Consider the following 18,623-nt stretch of genomic DNA (forward strand, 5'->3'; position numbering starts at 1 on the left):
TCCGGCCCCGGGCCCTCACCTCCGCTCCCGAGCCGTACCGCTTCCGGCCCGGAGCCCGCACCCCCGCCCTCGATCCACGGCGCCCCGCCCTGCCCCGGCACCACGGCCGGGTCCGCGGAGCCGCGCCCGGAAGCAGCCGGTGCGCCCCAGGGCGCCGAGCCGTGGGCGTGGTGCGTGGAGCCCATGGGCCCGGCCGCCTTCGGAGTCGCCTCGACCGGGGCGGATGCCTCCGCGGGCCCGGCCACGCGCACGTGCCCCTCCCCGTCCGGAGTCGTCTCCACCCGGGCCCCCGGCCCCCCGGCGGGAGTCAGCCGCAGGGCCGACTCGCCGATCCGCAGCAGCGCACCGGGCACGAAGGGGACCGCCCGGTCACCCACCCGCGCGCCGCTCACCGTCGTGCCGTTCGTGGAGTCCAGGTCGGCGACCGCGACGCGGCCGTCCGCGCTCACCGTCACCGCGCAGTGCAGCCGGGAGACGTCCGGGTCGTCGAGCGGTACGTCGGCGTCCGCGGAGCGGCCGACGCGGATCTCGCCGCCGTGCAGAAGATGGACACCGCCGGCGTCGGGCCCGGCCACGACCTGCAACTGGGCCGGTGCGTCCTCCAGCTCCGGATGCGGCTCCGGCTCGCCCGGCGCGCCCACGGACAGCACGGCACCGTCGGTCAGCGGCGGCTCGCCGAGCGTGCAGCGCTGGGCGTCCAGCCGCTGCTCCCCGGCGTACAGCACGGGCGTGCCCGAGCCGTCACCGCCGGAGACCGCCTGGGCGAGGGCCGACGCCACCGCGGCAAGCGCCGTACCGGCGGGTGCCGTGACCAGCACGTCGCTGCGCGGGACGCGATCCCGCGCCGGCGCCGACGGGCCCAGCGGATCTACGACGGTCAGCCGGATCTGCATCGCCGTCAGCGGTCCCTTCTGCCCGGGCGCGGAGTCCCCCACCCCGCCCCAGCACGTCGCCCAGTACTGGCAGCATCCTCGCACCTGCCACTGACAGTGCGCCCCTCGCTCCGCAAAAGGTGATCTTGAATGGTCGGCTCTGCCCGCAAAAGTGCCTGAGAGATGACCCACAGGCGACCGCTTGAGATCACTCACGTTCCCCTGCGGCAACCACGAGACCGAGGTGAGCGTCCTTCCTTCGAACGGGTGTGAGGGCCGCTACGTAAGACCCACAGAAAGACGACACCCCGGTCCCCGGCCCCCCGGCACTACAGTGGGTCGGACAGGCCAGCAGGCAAGGCAAGCACCAGGGAGCGCATGACGTGCGGCCGGTAGGCAGCAAGTACCTGCTCGAGGAGCCGCTCGGACGCGGCGCCACGGGCACCGTCTGGCGAGCCCGCCAGCGCGAGACCGCGGGCGCTGAGGCGGCCGTGCCGGGGCAGCCCGGCGAGACCGTCGCGATCAAGGTCCTCAAGGAGGAGCTGGCCGGCGACCCGGACATCGTCATGCGGTTCCTGCGCGAGCGGTCCGTCCTGCTCAGGCTGACCCACCCGAACATCGTCCGGGTCCGTGACCTGGTGGTCGAGGGCGAGCTGCTGGCGCTGGTCATGGACCTCGTCGAGGGCCCCGACCTGCACCGCTACCTGCGCGAGAACGGGCCGTTCACCCCGGTCGCCGCCGCCCTGCTCACCGCCCAGATCGCCGACGCCCTCGCCGCCAGCCACGCCGACGGCGTCGTCCACCGCGACCTCAAGCCGGCCAACGTCCTGCTCCAGCAGTACGACGGCCGGATGCACCCGCTGCTCACCGACTTCGGCATCGCCCGGCTGGCCGACTCCCCGGGCCTGACCCGCACCCAGGAGTTCGTCGGCACGCCCGCGTACGTCGCGCCCGAGTCCGCCGAGGGCCGCCCGCAGACCTCCGCCGTCGACATCTACGGTGCCGGCATCCTGCTGTACGAGCTGGTCACCGGCCGCCCGCCGTTCTCCGGCGGCTCCGCCCTGGAGGTGCTGCACCAGCACCTGAGTTCCGAGCCGCGCCGCCCCTCCACGGTCCCCGACCCGCTGTGGACGGTCATCGAGCGCTGCCTGCGCAAGAACCCGGACGAGCGGCCCAGCGCCGAGAACCTCGCCCGCGGTCTGCGCGTCGTCGCCGAGGGCATCGGGGTGCACGCGAACTCCGCGCAGATCGCCGCCGCCGAGGGCGTCGGCATGCTCCTCGCGCCCGACCCGGCCCCCGCGCCGGTGCCGGACACGCCCGGCTCGGCCGACCCCACCCAGGTCCTCCCGCAGGGCGCCGGCGCCTACGACCCGAACGCCGCGACCAGCGTCATGCCGCACACCGGCGGCCCGGCCGGCGCCGCCGACCCCACCGCCGTCATGAACCACCACGGCGCGGCCGACCCGACCGCCGTCATGCCGCCGGTCCCGCCGGGTTCGCCCGGCCACCCCGGACAGCAGGGCGGACCGGGCGGCCCCGAGGACCCGCACCCCTGGCAGAACCAGCTGCGCGCGGCCCGCGACCGCAACGAGCAGACGCAGGTCCAGTACCTCGACCCGAACGAGGACCCGCTGCGCCGCCGCCCCCAGCGCCAGGTCGCCCGGCCGCAGCAGCCCCCGCACCGCCAGGCACCCCCGCCCGGCCCCGGCTACGGCCACCCGCAGCAGCAGCCCCAGCAGTACGCCCCGCAGCCGCAGCGGCCCCAGCCGCCGCAGCGCTACGCCCCACCCGCGCCCCCGGCCCAGCCCCAGCAGCCGCAGCGCCCCCAGCGCGAGCCCCGGCAGCCGCGGCAGCGCAGCGCCAACCCGATGCGGATCCCCGGCCTCGGCTGCCTGAAGGGCTGCCTCTTCACGATCGTCATCCTGTTCGTCGCGGGCTGGCTGGTGTGGGAGCTGAGCCCGCTGCAGGAGTGGATCGGCACCACCAAGGGCTACTGGGACCAGCTCACCGACTGGTTCAGCACCGTGACCGGCTGGTTCGAGAAGCTCGGCGGGAGCGGTTCCGGCACGAACTGACCGGAACCACCCTGCGGGGTTGGTGATTTGTCGACACCTGGGGGGTGTTTTCCGCCTCCCCGGTGAAGGTTGGCCTTCCGTACGCGTAGTTTTAGCGACAACACGCGTCGGTAGGAGCAGCCTTGGCACGGAAGATCGGCAGCCGGTACACCGCCCACCAGATCCTCGGGCGGGGCAGCGCCGGCACGGTGTGGCTGGGCGAGGGCCCCGAAGGTCCCGTCGCCATCAAGCTGCTGCGCGAGGACCTCGCGTCCGACCAGGAACTCGTCGGCCGCTTCGTCCAGGAGCGCACGGCCCTGCTCGGCCTGGACCACCCGCACGTGGTGTCGGTGCGGGACCTGGTCGTCGACGGCAACGACCTGGCGCTCGTCATGGACCTCGTCCGCGGCACGGACCTGCGCACCCGGCTGGACCGGGACCGGCGCATGGCCCCCGAGGCGGCCGTCGCCATCGCGGCCGACATCGCCGACGGGCTGGCGGCCGCGCACGCCGCGGGAGTCGTGCACCGGGACGTCAAGCCGGAGAACGTCCTGCTGGACATGCAGGGCCCGCTGGGCCCCGGCGGCTCGCACCGCGCGCTGCTGACCGACTTCGGCGTGGCCAAGCTCATCGACACCCCGCGCCGGACCAAGGCCACCAAGATCATCGGCACCCCGGACTACCTCGCCCCGGAGATCGTCGAGGGCCTGCCCCCACGCGCGTCCGTCGACATCTACGCGCTCGCCACGGTCCTCTACGAGCTGCTGGCGGGCTTCACCCCCTTCGGCGGCGGCCACCCGGGTGCGGTCCTGCGCCGGCACGTCACGGAGACGGTCGTCCCGTTGCCCGGCATCCCGGACGAGCTGTGCCAGCTGCTGGTGCAGTGCCTGGCCAAGGCCCCGGCCTCACGACTGCGCGCCTCGGAGCTCGGGGTCCGGCTGAGGGAGCTGCTGCCGATGCTGACGGGCATGCCCCCGCTGGAGGTCGACGAGCCGGACACCGAGTCCCAGGAGGAGTCCGACCGCGAGGAGCGGCCCGCCGGACCGGCGCCGGCGGGGGAGCGGGTCAGGCGGCGGGGCGCGGTCCCCCTGGTGCCGGGCGCGAAACCCACCGACTCCAACCGGGACACCCACACCTCGATGCGCGTCCCGGCCCCCGACGAGCTGGCCGGCGGCGCCCACGGCACGGCCCGGGCCCCGCGCACCCCAGGCGCCCCCCGCCCCGGCTCGGCCCGCAACCGCGCCGTGACCCGGCGCCGCCGGGTGGCCCTGGGAGTGGGCGCGGTGGCCCTCGCGGCGGCGATCGGCGTCGGAGCCTGGCTGACCACGTCGGACGACGACCGGAGCGCACCTCCCCAGGACACGCAGAACTCGGCCCCGCAGACCCCCTGAGCCGCCTGCTCCTGCCGCCCGGCGATGGCCGCCGGGCGGAGCCGTTACGCTGGAGGGCGTGGCAGTCGTCGACGTATCCGAAGAGCTCAAGTCCCTCTCCTCGACCATGGAGTCGATCGAGGCCGTTCTGGACCTCGACAAGATGAGGGCAGACATCGCCGTGCTCGAGGAGCAGGCGGCCGCGCCGTCCCTCTGGGACAACCCCGATGAGGCGCAGAAGATCACCAGCAAGCTGTCCCACCTCCAGGCCGAGGTGCGCAAGGCCGAGGCCCTGCGCGGTCGCATCGACGACCTGGGCGTCCTCTTCGAGATGGCCGAGGAGGAGGACGACCCGGACACCCGCGCCGAGGCCGAGTCCGAGCTCACGGCCGTGAAGAAGGCGCTGGACGAGATGGAGGTCCGCACTCTCCTGTCCGGTGAGTACGACTCCCGTGAGGCACTGGTGAACATCCGCGCCGAGGCGGGTGGCGTCGACGCCGCCGACTTCGCCGAGAAGCTCCAGCGCATGTACCTGCGCTGGGCCGAGCAGCGCGGCTACAAGACCGAGATCTACGAGACCTCGTACGCGGAGGAGGCCGGCATCAAGTCGACCACCTTCGCCGTCCAGGCGCCCTACGCCTACGGCACGCTCTCCGTCGAGCAGGGCACGCACCGGCTGGTGCGCATCTCGCCCTTCGACAACCAGGGCCGGCGGCAGACCTCGTTCGCGGGCGTGGAGATCCTGCCCGTGGTGGAGCAGACCGACCACATCGAGATCGACGAGTCCGAACTGCGCGTGGACGTGTACCGCTCGTCGGGCCCCGGTGGTCAGGGCGTCAACACCACCGACTCCGCGGTGCGCCTCACCCACATCCCCACCGGCATCGTCGTCTCCTGCCAGAACGAGCGCTCGCAGATCCAGAACAAGGCCACGGCCATGAACGTGCTCCAGGCCAAGCTGCTGGAGCGGCAGCGCCAGGAGGAGCGGGCCAAGATGGACGCCCTCAAGGACGGCGGCAGCTCCTGGGGCAACCAGATGCGCTCCTACGTCCTGCACCCGTACCAGATGGTCAAGGACCTGCGCACCGAGTTCGAGGTCGGCAACCCCGAGGCCGTGTTCAACGGCGAGATCGACGGTTTCATCGAAGCCGGAATTCGCTGGCGCAAGCAGCAGGAGAAGTAAGTTTGTCGACAAGGCAACTGCCGCCGTCTGGGCGGCAGTTGCCTTTTCCGTACCCCATGTCCGGGTTTTACATCACACTCACGCCCTCAGACTCCCGGCATAGCCCCCGTAGTTGGACATGGCAGCCGTAAACGGCCTTGACGTGTTCTTGAAAAATGGGAAGGGTGAAGCGTGGCATGCGTGTCTCTGGGGCGCATGTGAACCGGGGCGCCTTTCACCACAGTCGTCCCCGTCGAGCACAGCCCCGAGCGCTGCCTAATGACGATGAGCTACTGGGGGTAGCAACCACATGACGAAGAAGACGCGGATTCGTGTCGCGCGGATAGCCGCCGGTGCCGTGATCGCCGCCGGTGCCTCGCTGACCGCCGCCGGTGCGGCATCCGCTCTCGACCTGGGCGTGAGCGTCGGCCTCGGTGACACCAGTGTCGGTGTCGGCGTGAGCACGGGCGGCGACGCCCCGACCGACCCGCCGACCGAGCTCCCGACGGACCCGCCCACGGACCTCCCGACGGACCCGCCCACGGACCTCCCGACGGACCCGCCGTCGACCGAGGAGCCCACCGACGAGCCGACCGAGCCGACGGACGAGCCCACCGAGCCGACCGAGGACCCGACGGACGCCCCGACCGACCCGGGCAACGGGAACGGCACCGGCGGCGGCAACGGCAACGCCAACGGTGGCGGCAACGGCGGCGGCAACAACGCCGACCCCGACGGTGGCACCTCGCCGCAGGAGGAGGGCTCCTCCTCCCTCACCGAGGTCGGCTCGGACTCCACCCCGGCCTCGCAGGCCCAGGCCCAGGGCAACGGCCAGGAGCTCGCCGAGACGGGTGCCGCGCAGACCACCTTCCTGGTGATCGGCGCCGCCACGATGATCGCCGGCGGTGTCGGCTTCCGTCTGCTGCCCCGCCTCGTGAGCGGCCGCGGCGGCGCTGCCGCCTGACGGTAGCCGCGTCCGTACGGACCGTGCGCCCAGCGCAACACCGAGGGCCCGGAGCGAACCGCTCCGGGCCCTCGGCCGTGTCCTCGGGGGCTACGTCGTCACACGGTCTGGTGGGCCAGCAGGGCCACCGCGGCGATCAGCACCGTCAGCAGGGCGATCAGAGCCATCGGATTGAGGCCCGCCAGGAAGTTCTCCTGTTGCAGCCGCTCGCGGTTCGCGCGGCACACGGGGCAGCGGCCCTCGTTCACGGGGGACGCGCAGTTCGCGCACACCAGCCGGTCGTACGTCATGCGCTTGCCCTCCTTGCGCCGGTTCCACGTGTTCAACGTCCGTGGGGGCGGGAATGTTCCCCCTCCACTTTGCCAGGTTCCGTCGGCCCCCGCGCGGCCTCGCGTTTTCTGTGGGGGTGAGCACAGCCCGCCCGCGTCCCTCGGCGCTCGGCACAAAACGGCACATCCATGGCGCAATCACGGTCGGTGACTGCGGTGCCCCACCCGGTTCGCGTATGGTCACGCTCATCTACCCCCGGCGACCCGTGGTGCATCCGTGATCCGATTCGACAACGTCTCCAAGGTCTACCCCAAGCAGACCCGCCCCGCCCTCAGGGATGTGTCCCTGGAGGTCGAGAAGGGCGAATTCGTCTTCCTCGTGGGGTCCTCCGGCTCCGGAAAGTCCACCTTCCTGCGGCTGATCCTCCGCGAGGAGCGGTGCAGCCACGGTCAGGTGCACGTTCTGGGCAAGGACCTCGCCCGCCTCTCCAACTGGAAGGTCCCGCAGATGCGGCGCCAGCTGGGGACGGTGTTCCAGGACTTCCGCCTGCTGCCGAACAAGACGGTCGGCGAGAACGTCGCCTTCGCGCAGGAGGTCATCGGCAAGTCGCGCGGCGAGATCCGCAAGTCCGTGCCGCAGGTGCTCGACCTCGTCGGGCTCGGCGGCAAGGAGGACCGGATGCCCGGCGAGCTGTCCGGTGGTGAGCAGCAGCGCGTGGCCATCGCGCGGGCCTTCGTCAACCGCCCCAAGCTGCTCATCGCCGACGAGCCCACCGGCAACCTCGACCCGCAGACGTCCGTCGGCATCATGAAGCTGCTCGACCGGATCAACCGGACGGGCACGACCGTGGTGATGGCCACCCACGACCAGAACATCGTGGACCAGATGCGCAAGCGCGTCATCGAACTGGAGAAGGGCCGCCTCGTGCGCGACCAGGCCCGCGGTGTCTACGGCTACCAGCACTGATACCGCACCCGAGATCCACGGAAAGGCATAACCAGTCGCCATGCGCGCCCAGTTCGTCCTGTCGGAGATCGGTGTCGGTCTCCGCCGCAACCTGACGATGACCTTCGCCGTCGTCGTCTCCGTAGCCCTGTCGCTCGCCCTGTTCGGCGGGTCGCTCCTGATGAGCGACCAGGTCAACACCATGAAGGGCTACTGGTACGACAAGGTCAACGTCTCGATCTTCCTCTGCAACAAGAGCGACGCCGAGTCCGACCCCAACTGTGCCAAGGGTGCGGTGACCGACGACCAGAAGTCGCAGATCAAGGCCGACCTCGACAAGATGGGCGTCGTCCAGGCCGTCACGTACGAGTCGCAGGACCAGGCGTACAAGCACTACAAGGAGCAGTTCGGCGACTCCCCGCTCGCCAGCTCCCTCACGCCGGACCAGATGCAGGAGTCGTACCGCATCAAGCTGAAGGACCCGGAGAAGTACCAGGTCATCGCCACCGCCTTCAACGGCCGGGACGGTGTGCAGTCCGTACAGGACCAAAAGGGCATTCTGGACAACCTGTTCAAGCTGCTGAACGGTATGAACTGGGCCGCCCGAGCGGTGATGGCGCTGATGCTGGTCGTCGCGCTGATGCTGATCGTCAACACCGTGCGCGTCTCGGCGTTCAGCCGACGGCGTGAGACCGGCATCATGCGGCTGGTCGGCGCGTCGGGCTTCTACATCCAGGCGCCGTTCATCATGGAGGCGGCGGTCGCCGGACTCATCGGCGGCACCCTCGCGTGCGGTTTCCTGCTGCTCGCCCGGTACTTCCTCATCGACCACGGACTGGCCCTGGCCGACCAGCTGACACTGATCAACTTCATCGGCTGGGACGCCGTCCTCACCAAGCTGCCGCTCATCCTCGCGACGAGCCTCCTGATGCCCGCGTTGGCCGCGTTCTTCGCGCTGCGCAAGTACTTGAAGGTGTGACGCATGCCAAGAGGGGCCGTACGGTCAACCGGCCGTACGGCCCTTCCGCTTGTCCTAGACTCACCGGCATGTCAGGTCGTGACCCGTTCTGTCAGCCCCGTCGTCTCCGCCGCGGGGCCGCCCTGACGTTGGTGTTCACGAGCGTGCTCGTCGCCGGTGCGGCCACCGGGGCGCTGCCCCAGGGGCAGGGGAAGTCCGCGCCGGAGGAGGTCCGTTCGACGGGTTCCGCCGCACACCACGCGGATGTGGCCCGGGCCGCGGAGGAGGCCATGGCCGACGGCACGTCCCCGGTCCAGGCCGCCAAGCGCGCCGTCAGCCGCAGCGGGGACCGCTGGGGCGCCGTCTACTCCCCGGGTGAGTACGAGGAGTTCGAGGAGTCCCTCGACGGCGAGTACACCGGTGTCGGCCTCTGGGCCCGCAGTGAACGGGACGGCCGTATCGAGGTGACGCGGGTGCGCACGGGGTCGCCCGCCGCCACCGCCGGGATCCGCCCCGGAGACCTGCTGCGCAGTGTCGACGGGGAGAAGACCGGCGGCCGGCCCGTCACCGAGGTCGTCTCCTTGCTGCGCGGCGACGCCACCGACGCCCCCGCGGGCACCACGGTCCGTCTCGGCCTGCAGCGCGGCAGTCGCGCGTGGACCGAAACCGTGCGCCGGGCCCAGCTGTCCACGGACTCGGTCACCGTCCGGGAACTCGCGGGCCGTGTCACCGTCATCAAGGTCGGCACCTTCACCAAGGGCTCCGGCCGCCAGGTCCGCGAAGCCGTCCGCCGGACCCCGCCCCGCGCCGGCATCGTCCTCGACCTGCGCGGCAACTCCGGCGGCCTGGTCACCGAGGCCGTGACCGCCGCATCCGCCTTCCTGGACGGCGGCCTGGTCGCCACCTACGACGTCGACGGCAAGCAGCGCGCCCTGCACGCCCAGTCCGGCGGGGACACCACGAGACCGCTGGTCGCGCTCGTCGACGGCGGGACGATGAGCGCGGCCGAGCTCCTCACCGGCGCCGTGCAGGACCGCGGACGGGCGCTCGTCGTGGGCTCCCGCACCTTCGGCAAGGGCTCGGTCCAGATGCCGAGCCGGCTGCCCGACGGCTCCGTCGCGGAGCTGACCGTCGGGCACTACCGCACCCCCTCCGGCCGCGGGGTCGACGGCCGGGGCATCACGCCCGACCTGGAGACCGGCGAGGACGCCCTCCAGCGGGCCGGCACCGTGCTGCGCGGCCTCGCGAGCCCCTCGTAATCGACTTTCCGCAGGGCCCCTCCGTAGTGCGAAAATGGGCGGCACTATGGCTAAGGAAAAAGGGCGCAAGCTGATCGCGCAGAACAAGAAGGCGCGGCACGACTACCTCGTCATCGACACCTACGAGGCCGGCCTGGTCCTCACCGGGACCGAGGTGAAGTCCCTGCGCCAGGGACGGGCGTCGCTGGTCGACGGCTTCGTGCAGCTGACCGACGGTGAGGCGTGGCTGCACAACGTGCACGTACCGGAGTACAGCCAGGGCACCTGGACCAACCACAGCGCCCGGCGCAAGCGGAAGCTGCTGCTGCACCGCGCGGAGATCGACAAGCTGGAGTCGAAGTCGGGGGACACGGGCCACACCATCGTGCCGCTCGCGCTGTACTTCAAGGACGGCCGGGCCAAGGTCGAGATCGCGCTGGCGAAGGGCAAGAAGGAGTACGACAAGCGTCAGGCGCTGCGGGAGAAGCAGGACCGCCGCGAGACCGACCGGGCGATCGCGGCGGTGAAGCGGAGGCAGCGCGGGGCATAAGGAATAAGCTGGCACCGACCTGCGTTGGTCACGTACGATGGTGCCTGCACCCCACGGCGGGTGCGCGCCCCTCTCCGGAGGGATTGTCAACACAACATGGGGATGATCGGTTTCGACAGCGGCTGTCGAAGCAGGGGAAGCGTGTCGAGGAAGCGGCAATGATCTCGTAAACCATATGTCGCAAAAAATAATCGCCAACACCAAGCGCGATTCCCAGTCCTTCGCCCTCGCTGCCTGATAAGCAGTGACTGAAGGACCCTAAATGGGTGTCAGCCCGGGAGTGTTCCCGGCCCGGATCCTGGCATAATCTAGGGGACTAAACCATCGAGCCCGGTCACGGGGTTCGATGGGAAATCAAACAGTGACTGGGCCCGTCGGCGACTTGTTCGCGTGATCGCCGGGGCCGAGAAAATCGCAGCGAACTGCACACGGAGAAGCCCTGATTCTGCACCGTTGGACGCGGGTTCGATTCCCGCCATCTCCACTCATCCCATGTGGGCGAAGGCCCCGCCGCTTCCGAGCGGCGGGGCCTTCGTCATGCGGTCGTCCAGCTCGTGATCACCGGCCGAGTTCCAAGGTGAGGGAATCCGTGCCGGGCGAGGCCCGGACCTCGCGGTCGCCCGCGGCCAGGGCCCAGGCGGCTGACGGGGTGGCGCAGGTCGCCCGCAGGACGGTCCCCTCGCGGACGACCGTGAAGGTCACCTCCCCGACCGGCACCGTCACCTCGTCGCCGGGCCGCAGACCGTACGCCCGCAGGGTCACCCCGTCGGCGTGGTCGTAGTCCGGGCGGTCCTCCCGTGCCCCGAACGGGATCACCGCGCCGGGCCGGACCAGTAGCGGCGCGCTCAGGAAGCCGTGCCGCTCGCGCACCCAGCGCGGGCCGGTCACCGGATCGCCGGTCAGCAGATGCGTCCAGGTGCCCTCGGGGACGTAGTACGTGACGTCGCCCTCGTCGCTGAACACCGGGGCGACCAGCAGGTCCGGGCCGAGCATGTACTGCCGTTCCAGGTGGGCGCAGCCCGGGTCGTCCGGGAACTCCAGCACCATGGCCCGCATCACGGGCAGGCCCTCGGTGTGGGCCGTGCGGGCCGTCTCGTACAGGTAGGGCATGAGACGGAGTTTCAGCCGGGTGAAGTGGCGGGCCACGTGGACCGACTCCTCGTCGAACTGCCAGGGGACCCGGTAGGACCGGCTGCCGTGCAGCCGGCTGTGCGAGGAGAGCAGGCCGAAGGCCAGCCAGCGCTTGAACAGGGCCGGTGTGGGGGTGCCCTCGAAACCGCCGATGTCATGGCTCCAGAAGCCGAAACCCGACAAGCCGAGGGACAGCCCGCCGCGCAGGGACTCCGCCATCGACTCGTAGGTCGCCTCGTTGTCGCCGCCCCAGTGCACGGGGAACTGCTGGCTGCCCGCCGTCGCCGAGCGGGCGAAGACCACGGCCTCCTGCTCACCGCGGTGCTTGCGCAGCACCTCGAAGACCGTGCGGTTGTACAGGTACGTGTAGTAGTTGTGCATCCGCTCCGGGTCCGAGCCGTCGGACCAGACCACGTCGAGGGGCACCCGCTCGCCGAAGTCGGTCTTGAAGCAGTCGACGCCCTGCGCGAGCAGCGCCTCCAGCTTGCCGGCGTACCAGTCGCGGGCGGCCGGTGAGGTGAAGTCGACCAGGGCCATGCCGGGCTGCCACATGTCCCACTGCCACACACTGCCGTCCGGCCGCCTCAGTAGGTGCCCGAGTGCCCTGCCCTCGTCGAACAGCGGGGAGCGCTGGGCGATGTAGGGGTTGATCCAGACGGAGACGCGCAGGTCGAGAGCTTTCAGCCGGGCCAGCATGCCCTCCGGGTCGGGGAAGACCCGCGGGTCCCACCGGAAGTCGCACCAGTGGTACTCCCGCATCCAGAAGCAGTCGAAGTGGAAGACGGACAGCGGCAGTTCGCGCTCCCGCATGCCCTCGATGAAGGACGTCACCGTCTCCTCGTCGTACGAGGTGGTGAACGACGTCGACAGCCACAGGCCGAACGACCAGGCGGGCGGCAGGGCCGGGCGGCCGGTCAGGGCCGTGTACCTGCGCAGGATGTCCTTCGGGGTGGGGCCCTGGATGACGTAGTACGTCAGCTCCTGGGTCTCCGCGCTGAACTGCACCCGGGAGACCACCTCCGAGGCGACCTCGAAGGACACCTGGCCCGGGTGGTCGACGAAGACGCCGTAGCCGGCGTCCGTGAGGTAGAACGGCACGTTCTTGTAGGCCTGTTCGCTGCACGTGCCGCCGTCGTTCTGCCAGATGTCGACGACCTGCCCGTTCTTCACCAGCGGACCGAAGCGCTCACCGAGGCCGTAGACGGACGTGCCGACCGTCAGGACCAGTTGTTCGCGCAGGTGGTGCGCGCCGGTGGCGTCCCGCATGATGCCCGCGTTCTTGTGCCCGCTGCGGGTGAGGGTCCGGCCGTGCGCGAGGAACTCGACGTCCCAGGGGCCGCCGCGGGCCAGCCGGACCGACAGGTCGCCGGAGGTCAGGGTCGCGTGCTCGTCGTCGTAGGAGATCTCCGCGGTGGTGTCCGACGTGATCAGCTCGAACTCGGGGCCGCGGGGCTCCCCACCGGTGAAGTGCGTCAGGGTCACCCCGATGACGCCGGGCATGGGGGAGTGCACCCTGACGGTGAACACCGGGCCCGTCATCAGGTCGCCCCGGGAGCGGACGGGCCGGGTGGGCGCGTGGATCTCCAGTGCGCCGTCCGACTCGGTGAGGTCGAGGACCTGGGCCGGGTGCGACGCGGTCACGCCCTCGCGCAGGAGCCAGTAGCCGTCGGTGAACTTCATGTGGGTCCCCACTCTCCCGGCGCGTGATGTCGAAGCGCTTCGACGATCGAACGTATGCGGGGGGCGCGAGGGCGTCAATGGTGCGCAGGAATCTTGGTGAAGCGATTCGAAGAACTGCCCAGAGACAGGGTCAGGGACAAGGCCAGTGCCAGGGCCGCCGCCGTCACCGGGACCGCGTAGCCCGCCGTCGGGGAGAGGTGCTCCACCGTCCAGCCGCCGAGCGCGCTGCCGCAGGCGATGCCGCCGAGCAGGCCGGTCACCGCGAGGGTCATGCCCTCGTTCAGCCGGCCCTCGGGAGTGCGCTCCTGGACCAGCGTCATGGCGGTGACCATCGTCGGGGCCGTCGCCATCCCGGCGACCAGCAGCGCGGCCGCCAGCAGGAGGAGCGAACCGGTGAGGGCCGCGGCCAGCAGGGGCAGGGTCAGCAGCGCGGCCATCGCGGCCACGCACCGGGGCAGCCGGGCCGCGGCCGGTCCGGTGGGCTTGACCGCGCCGTACAGCAGGCCGGCCGCGCAGGAGCCCGCGGCCTGGAGCGCGAGCACGGCACCGGCCGCCGCCTGCCGCCCCTGCGCGTCGGCGAAGGCCAGGGTGACGACCTCCGTCGCGCCGAAGACGCCGCCCATCGCCAGGCAGACCGCGAGCAGCGGGGGGATCCCGGGCGCGCGCAGGGGTGCCTTGCCGGGTATGTGCGCGCGGACCGGGGGCTCCGTAGCCCGCCGGGTCGTGAACAGGACCATGCCGGTCAGCAGCAGCACCGCGCCGGCCAGCGTGCCGGCCTCGGGGAAGAACGTTCCGCACAGGAAGGCCGCGAGCACCGGGCCCAGCATGAAGCACAGTTCGTCCACCGCCTGCTCGAAGGAGTTGGCGGTGTGCAGCGCCTTCGGGTCGCCGGCCAGCAGATGCGCCCAGCGGGCCCTGGACATGCCGCCGGTGTTGGGGGTCGTGGCGGTGGCGGCGTAGGAGGCGAAGAGGGTCCAGTCGGGGGCGCCGTGGCGCACGCACAGCAGCAGGGAGAGGGAGCCGAACACGGCGATCACCGTGGCGGGCAGGGCCACCCGGGCCTGGCCGTACCGGTCGACCAGCCGCGCGATCCACGGCGCGACCAGTGCGGTCGCCGCGAGTCCCGTCGCGGTGACGGCGCCGGCGAGGGCGTACGAGCCCCGGGTCCCGGCGATCATCACGACCGCGCTGACACTGAACATGCCCATCGGCAGGCGGGCGACGAGGTTCCCGGCGGTGAACGCGCGGGCGCCAGGCAGGCGGAACAGGCGGCGGTACGGGGAGAGTCGGGGCATGCGTCCACCGTCGCCCGGGGACGATCAAGCGGTCCAACACCTGTTCCGCGCACACTCACGCACCCTGGTTGTGAGTCCCTGGCGCGAGGCCGAAAGCCCATGGCGCGAAACATTCGCTCCCTGTTCTTCATACAGGGATATGGAGATTAGTGATGCTCCTCATAGCGCATGGAAAAGATGCTCATTCGGGAAATTCCTTCACTCGTTTGCCGCGCATCCGAGGAAGTAGACCGACGGTTAGTCGAGACATGACCGAGGCGACCAGGAAAGACGGCTGGGCGGTAACGCTCGGCCCGTACACCTACATTCCCGCTCCAGCGCACTCGTCGGCGACAGTCAACGGGACGCTCACCAAAGGCGGTTGCCCGGTCACGCTGCAGGTGACCGAGGCGGTGCTGCGCGACTTCATCGACGCCATGAGCACCCTGGAGAAGGATCTTGCCCGACGGTGGATCAGTGCGACGGATTGGCCCGCTTTCGCGCTCGCGGAATAAGCGGGGCACGCCGTGTACGACAAAGTAGAGGGCACCGGCCGGCACCGGGCTCCGGCCCGGGATTTCATCACACCACTGACCCCGCCGGACCCGACCTGGGACCCCGCTGAGGAACTCGCGTTCATCCTCGAGGAAGCGCTCGGGGAGCAGGCGAGGATTCCCGCCCCCCGTGACGAGGACCTTCCCCCCGCCGAGGAACCGGTCCCGGCCTCCGCACCGGCGACCCACATGCGGCGCCTCCAGGACATCACCGAGGAACTGCCGCCCGTGCGGGAGATTCCGAGACGGCACCGCAAGGTCCGGGTCCGCAAAGCCGGGGGCGTGCTCCGCACCACGAGCCTCCTCGTCGCGGCCCTGGGTGCCGTCATCGCCTCCGCGGTGAGCCTCCTGAGCGGTGTCGTCGCCTACGACCCGCTGCGGCTGGTCGCCGTGTCCCCCGCGGCTCCGGGGCTGCGCACCTGGTGGCCCCTGCTGGTGTACGGGCCCTGGCTGGTGGGCTCCCTGTCCGTCCTGCGGGCCGCGCTGCACCAGCGCCGTGCCGTGCACTCCTGGTGCGTGGTCCTGGTCTTCTCCTGCATCGCCGTGCTGCTGTGCGTCGTCCAGGCGCCCCGGACCATCCTCGGCATCGCGGCGGCGGCCCTGCCCGGCCTCGCGGCCCTGGCGTGCTTCCAGCAGGTCGTCCGCCAGATCACCCTGACCAGGCCGCCGATGCGGTCGGCGCCGCGACACAGGGTGGGCCAGGCCCCACCCGCGGCCGGTGCGGCCGGTGCGGCCGGTGCGGCGGGTGCGGAGGGCCGGCCGGGGCCGGAAGCCCCCGGGGCGGCGGACCCCGGGAGGGGCCAGGGCGGCACTCCTCGCAGGAACATCGGCACCTGAACGGCCGGGTGGCCCCGGCACCCCCACCTGCGGCCGGTGCCGGGCGGCCCCGGCACCCCTGCGTGCGGCGGGGCATGCGCCCCCGGCAACCCCTGCGTGCGGCGGTGGCGTGCGGCCCCGGCAACCCCTGCGTGCGGCGGTGGCGTGCGGCCCCGGCAACCCCTGCGTGCGGCGGGGCAGGCGGCCCCGCCGCACGCGTGCGGTGAGGCATGCGGCCGCGGCGCCCCGCCACCACTCCTGCCACTCCCGCCTGTCGCCGGGCTCCCAGCGGCCCCGCAGCCGGCAGCCCCGGTATCCGACCTCCGGGGCGCTGTAGGTTCACCGCATGTCCGCTCCCCTCGACCCTCGTCTGCTGCGTGGCTTCGTCACCGTCGCCGAGGAGTTGCACTTCACCCGCGCCGCGGTGCGGTTGCACGTGGCACAGCAGGCGCTCAGCCGGGACGTGCGGCGGCTGGAGAAGGAGCTGGGGGCCGAGCTCTTCGTGCGGACCACCCGGCAGGTGGCGCTCACCCCCGACGGGGAACGCCTGCTGCCGTACGCCCGCCGGGTCCTCCGGGCCCAGGAAGAGCTGCTCGCCGCCTTCGGCCAGGCCCGGCCGCTGCTGGTCGACCTCAACTCCCCGGGCCTGGTCACCCCGCGCCGCGTCCTGCACGAGGCGCGTGAGCTCGCCCCGGGGCACGAGCTGATGGCCCGTTACGAGAGCGGCCTGACCGGAGCCGCGGGGGAACTGCTCGCCGGCCGGCTGGACGCGTCGTTCGGACGGTTCGCCGGACTGGACCCGGCGCTGCGGGCCGGACTCGACCACCAGCCCGTGCGGTTCGAGCCGATGGCGGTCGTCCTGCCCGAGGACCACCGGCTCGCCGCCCGTGAGTCCGTGCCGCTGGCCGAGCTGGCCGGGGAGAGCGTCTACGCGGGCGCCGGTAATCCGCGCACGCCCGAGTGGACCGGCCTCGCGCGGCTGCTGTTCGAGGGCCGGAACATAGATGTCGCGCCACCCGCCCCGCTGGCCGTCGGGGACGAGGAGTTCCAGCGGATCATGGCCAGAACACGCAACCCGATCCTGGCCGTGGTCGGGTTCCCCGCCCTGCCGTCGACGGTGGTGCGGCCCCTGGTCGACCCGGTCCCGCTGTCCCCCGTGTCCCTGGTGTGGCGCAAGGGCCTGACCCACCCCGCGTTCGACGCGCTGCGGCGGGCCGCGGCCCGGCTCGCCGCCGAGGAGGGGTGGCTGCGGCGGCCCACCGGAGGGTGGATTCCGGCCGGTGACGATGTCCTCATGACGTCTCACGACTGACACGATTCGACACCCCCGCCCACACACAACCTCCCCGTGCGCTACATTCAACGCCTGAGCACGGTGTGGTAATAGGGGTGCGTTCGGACGGGTGGGGGCCCGGCCCGACGGCGGGTGCTCAGGTCGTCAAGCGCACCTGAACCATCCTGTGGGGGGAAGTGCGTGCGCGTGAAAGAGTGGCGAGAAGACGCCCAACCCGAGTGGCCCGAGGCCGCTGCAACTACCGGGGAACTCCCGTCGGACGGAAGAGTCCGGGACCGGAGAGCCACGCAGGTCCTCCCCGGTCATGACGTCCGGACGACCGGCCGCCGGCTGCCCGCGGGCAGGGAAGTACTGGCCGGCATTCCCCGCCAGAGCGACGGCGAGGCCGTTCCGTTCGCCCCGGGCAAGCGGACCCCGGTCCGCGACCCCTGGCAGGAGCAGGACGAGGCCCGTCGCTCGGAGCAGGCCGGCGACCCGACCGGGCAGACCCATGATCCGCACGAGGTCACCATCCAGCTCGACGCCGTGCAGCTCGGGGACGGCTTCCTGCGCCGGGTCGAGGAGGGCACGGGCGCCGAGACACCCGCCGACCGGCCCGTCTTCGTCGACGAGTCCGGCCGTCGCAGCCGCCGCTACCGCCGGATCGGCATGGCCGTCGCCCTGGCCTGCGGGGTCTACGCCGTCGTCATCGTCGCCACGCTGATGTCGGGCAACTCCAACGCCCCCTGGCTGCCCGTACCGACCAGGGAGGACAACCCGCCGGCCGGGCAGGTCGACAGCCCGCCCCTGACGGCCGAGTCGGCAGCGCCCGAGGACGTCGGGGAGACCACCGGCGCCACCGCGCCGGGCAGCACCCCCGCGACCGGCGACGCCACCGCACCCGCGCCCGGCCCCAGCGCCGCCGCGCCCACCGCGGGCGTCGACCCCGGCACGCGCCCCGGCGCCTCCGCCGAGCCCTCGCCGATCGCGACCCGGGCCACCCCGAAACCGGGCACCAAGGCCACCGACCCGGCCCCGACCAAGCCGGCGGACCCGCCGAGCACACCGGTCACCGACCCGACACCCACGGGCGAGCCCACCCCCCAGCCCACCGAGACCACGGGAACCGGTGGCGACGGCGGCACCGTCGCGGAAGGGCCGGCCGAGCCGCAGCCCGTCGCGGAGGCCCCGGCCGAACCGCAGCCCGCCGCCGAGACGCCCGCCGCCTAGACCGCGGCGCCGTCCGGGTCGCGTCGTCGCCTGAACCGCGTCGCCGCCCGGGCCGCGTCGCACGTGCGGCGCCCGCCGCTCCGGGCGCCGCACCACCGCTTCGGCGGGCGCACCCTTCCGCCGGGGCCGGCCGCTCCCTGGAGAACCCGAGCCCTCCGGGCCCGGACCACCCCGGGTCCGGCCGATCCCTGAGAACCCGAGCCCTCACGGCCGGGCCCACTCGTCATCAGCCGTTCCGCCGGTCCCGCCCCGCTCACACGGCGGGACCAGGACGTCGTGGAC

Annotated in this window: 16 protein-coding genes, 1 other RNA gene and 1 pseudogene; 14 read left to right on the top strand and 4 right to left on the bottom strand. The window is 72.0% G+C overall.

The window, feature by feature from the left end; all coding sequences use genetic code 11:
- Window positions 1-359: 359 nt before the first annotated feature.
- A pseudogene (locus ACFCXS_RS06960) lies at window positions 360-542 on the bottom strand (FHA domain-containing protein); the annotation flags it as partial.
- Between ACFCXS_RS06960 and ACFCXS_RS06965 the strand changes: the two are divergent.
- From ACFCXS_RS06965 to ACFCXS_RS06985, 5 genes are all read left to right on the top strand, one after another.
- Window positions 462-1,016: a hypothetical protein gene (locus tag ACFCXS_RS06965; RefSeq protein WP_376642425.1), complete on the top strand. Its 555-nt coding sequence runs from the start codon at window positions 462-464 to the stop codon at window positions 1,014-1,016. The pseudogene ACFCXS_RS06960 and the gene ACFCXS_RS06965 overlap by 81 nt on opposite strands.
- 239 nt (window positions 1,017-1,255) lie before the next feature.
- Window positions 1,256-2,947 (top strand): serine/threonine-protein kinase, encoded by a 1,692-nt coding sequence (locus ACFCXS_RS06970; RefSeq protein WP_376642024.1) that lies wholly within the window; start codon window positions 1,256-1,258, stop codon window positions 2,945-2,947.
- A 122-nt stretch (window positions 2,948-3,069) separates the two neighbouring features.
- Window positions 3,070-4,317 carry a serine/threonine-protein kinase gene (locus tag ACFCXS_RS06975; RefSeq protein WP_376642025.1) on the top strand — a complete coding sequence of 416 codons (1,248 nt, stop codon included), beginning with the start codon at window positions 3,070-3,072 and terminating at the stop codon, window positions 4,315-4,317.
- 58 nt (window positions 4,318-4,375) lie between these two features.
- Window positions 4,376-5,479: a peptide chain release factor 2 gene (prfB, locus tag ACFCXS_RS06980; protein WP_161366359.1), complete on the top strand. Its 1,104-nt coding sequence runs from the start codon at window positions 4,376-4,378 to the stop codon at window positions 5,477-5,479.
- 289 nt (window positions 5,480-5,768) lie between these two features.
- Window positions 5,769-6,422 carry a hypothetical protein gene (locus ACFCXS_RS06985; protein WP_376642026.1) on the top strand — a complete coding sequence of 218 codons (654 nt, stop codon included), beginning with the start codon at window positions 5,769-5,771 and terminating at the stop codon, window positions 6,420-6,422.
- Window positions 6,423-6,520: 98 nt separating this feature from the next.
- On the opposite strand, the gene ACFCXS_RS06990 is transcribed toward ACFCXS_RS06985, so the two are convergent.
- The gene (locus tag ACFCXS_RS06990; protein ID WP_376642027.1) at window positions 6,521-6,712 is read right to left on the bottom strand and encodes a hypothetical protein; all 192 of its coding nucleotides are present in this window, start codon (window positions 6,710-6,712) and stop codon (window positions 6,521-6,523) included.
- Window positions 6,713-6,968: 256 nt separating this feature from the next.
- Here ACFCXS_RS06990 and ftsE point away from each other — a divergent pair, with 256 nt between their 5' ends.
- The 5 genes from ftsE to ssrA all read left to right on the top strand — a co-directional run bounded on the left by ftsE (window position 6,969) and on the right by ssrA (window position 10,870).
- Window positions 6,969-7,658: a cell division ATP-binding protein FtsE gene (gene ftsE, locus ACFCXS_RS06995; protein ID WP_003990615.1), complete on the top strand. Its 690-nt coding sequence runs from the start codon at window positions 6,969-6,971 to the stop codon at window positions 7,656-7,658.
- Window positions 7,659-7,698: 40 nt separating this feature from the next.
- Window positions 7,699-8,616 carry a permease-like cell division protein FtsX gene (gene ftsX, locus ACFCXS_RS07000; protein ID WP_376642028.1) on the top strand — a complete coding sequence of 306 codons (918 nt, stop codon included), beginning with the start codon at window positions 7,699-7,701 and terminating at the stop codon, window positions 8,614-8,616.
- Between the two features lie 68 nt (window positions 8,617-8,684).
- Window positions 8,685-9,854, top strand: coding sequence for a S41 family peptidase (locus tag ACFCXS_RS07005; protein ID WP_376642029.1), 1,170 nt, complete (start codon window positions 8,685-8,687; stop codon window positions 9,852-9,854).
- Between the two features lie 46 nt (window positions 9,855-9,900).
- The gene (smpB, locus tag ACFCXS_RS07010; RefSeq protein WP_053669821.1) at window positions 9,901-10,383 is read left to right on the top strand and encodes an SsrA-binding protein SmpB; all 483 of its coding nucleotides are present in this window, start codon (window positions 9,901-9,903) and stop codon (window positions 10,381-10,383) included.
- Window positions 10,384-10,481: 98 nt separating this feature from the next.
- Window positions 10,482-10,870: a transfer-messenger RNA gene (gene ssrA / locus ACFCXS_RS07015) on the top strand.
- Window positions 10,871-10,941: 71 nt separating this feature from the next.
- On the opposite strand, the gene yicI is transcribed toward ssrA, so the two are convergent.
- Window positions 10,942-13,194 (bottom strand): alpha-xylosidase, encoded by a 2,253-nt coding sequence (gene yicI, locus ACFCXS_RS07020; protein ID WP_376642030.1) that lies wholly within the window; start codon window positions 13,192-13,194, stop codon window positions 10,942-10,944.
- A gap of 74 nt (window positions 13,195-13,268) precedes the next feature.
- Window positions 13,269-14,489 carry an MFS transporter gene (locus ACFCXS_RS07025; protein WP_376642031.1) on the bottom strand — a complete coding sequence of 407 codons (1,221 nt, stop codon included), beginning with the start codon at window positions 14,487-14,489 and terminating at the stop codon, window positions 13,269-13,271.
- A 248-nt stretch (window positions 14,490-14,737) separates the two neighbouring features.
- Between ACFCXS_RS07025 and ACFCXS_RS07030 the strand changes: the two genes are divergently transcribed.
- From ACFCXS_RS07030 to ACFCXS_RS07045, 4 genes are all read left to right on the top strand, one after another.
- Complete coding sequence (locus tag ACFCXS_RS07030; protein WP_053669824.1) at window positions 14,738-14,983, top strand: hypothetical protein; 246 nt, start codon at window positions 14,738-14,740, stop codon at window positions 14,981-14,983.
- Between the two features lie 12 nt (window positions 14,984-14,995).
- Window positions 14,996-15,859, top strand: a complete 864-nt coding sequence (locus ACFCXS_RS07035; protein WP_376642032.1) for a hypothetical protein — start codon at window positions 14,996-14,998, stop codon at window positions 15,857-15,859.
- A 325-nt stretch (window positions 15,860-16,184) separates the two neighbouring features.
- On the top strand, window positions 16,185-17,150 hold the full coding sequence (locus ACFCXS_RS07040; protein WP_376642033.1) for a LysR family transcriptional regulator: 966 nt from the start codon (window positions 16,185-16,187) through the stop codon (window positions 17,148-17,150).
- 168 nt (window positions 17,151-17,318) lie between these two features.
- The gene (locus ACFCXS_RS07045; RefSeq protein WP_376642034.1) at window positions 17,319-18,341 is read left to right on the top strand and encodes a hypothetical protein; all 1,023 of its coding nucleotides are present in this window, start codon (window positions 17,319-17,321) and stop codon (window positions 18,339-18,341) included.
- The last annotated feature ends 282 nt before the right edge of the window (window positions 18,342-18,623 follow it).

The organism is Streptomyces sp. NPDC056373 (genome assembly GCF_042262425.1).
Taxonomy (GTDB): domain Bacteria; phylum Actinomycetota; class Actinomycetes; order Streptomycetales; family Streptomycetaceae; genus Streptomyces.

What these genes read in the sequence shown, in the direction of transcription:
- ACFCXS_RS06985 (WP_376642026.1), top strand. Translation starts at nt 5,769, where the DNA reads ATGACGAAGAAGACGCGGATTCGTGTCGCGCGGATAGCCGCCGGTGCC.
- ACFCXS_RS06990 (WP_376642027.1), bottom strand. Translation starts at nt 6,712, where the DNA reads ATGACGTACGACCGGCTGGTGTGCGCGAACTGCGCGTCCCCCGTGAAC.
- ftsX (WP_376642028.1), top strand. Translation starts at nt 7,699, where the DNA reads ATGCGCGCCCAGTTCGTCCTGTCGGAGATCGGTGTCGGTCTCCGCCGC.
- ACFCXS_RS07005 (WP_376642029.1), top strand. Translation starts at nt 8,685, where the DNA reads ATGTCAGGTCGTGACCCGTTCTGTCAGCCCCGTCGTCTCCGCCGCGGG.
- smpB (WP_053669821.1), top strand. Translation starts at nt 9,901, where the DNA reads ATGGCTAAGGAAAAAGGGCGCAAGCTGATCGCGCAGAACAAGAAGGCG.
- yicI (WP_376642030.1), bottom strand. Translation starts at nt 13,194, where the DNA reads ATGAAGTTCACCGACGGCTACTGGCTCCTGCGCGAGGGCGTGACCGCG.
- ACFCXS_RS07025 (WP_376642031.1), bottom strand. Translation starts at nt 14,489, where the DNA reads ATGCCCCGACTCTCCCCGTACCGCCGCCTGTTCCGCCTGCCTGGCGCC.
- ACFCXS_RS07030 (WP_053669824.1), top strand. Translation starts at nt 14,738, where the DNA reads ATGACCGAGGCGACCAGGAAAGACGGCTGGGCGGTAACGCTCGGCCCG.
- ACFCXS_RS07040 (WP_376642033.1), top strand. Translation starts at nt 16,185, where the DNA reads ATGTCCGCTCCCCTCGACCCTCGTCTGCTGCGTGGCTTCGTCACCGTC.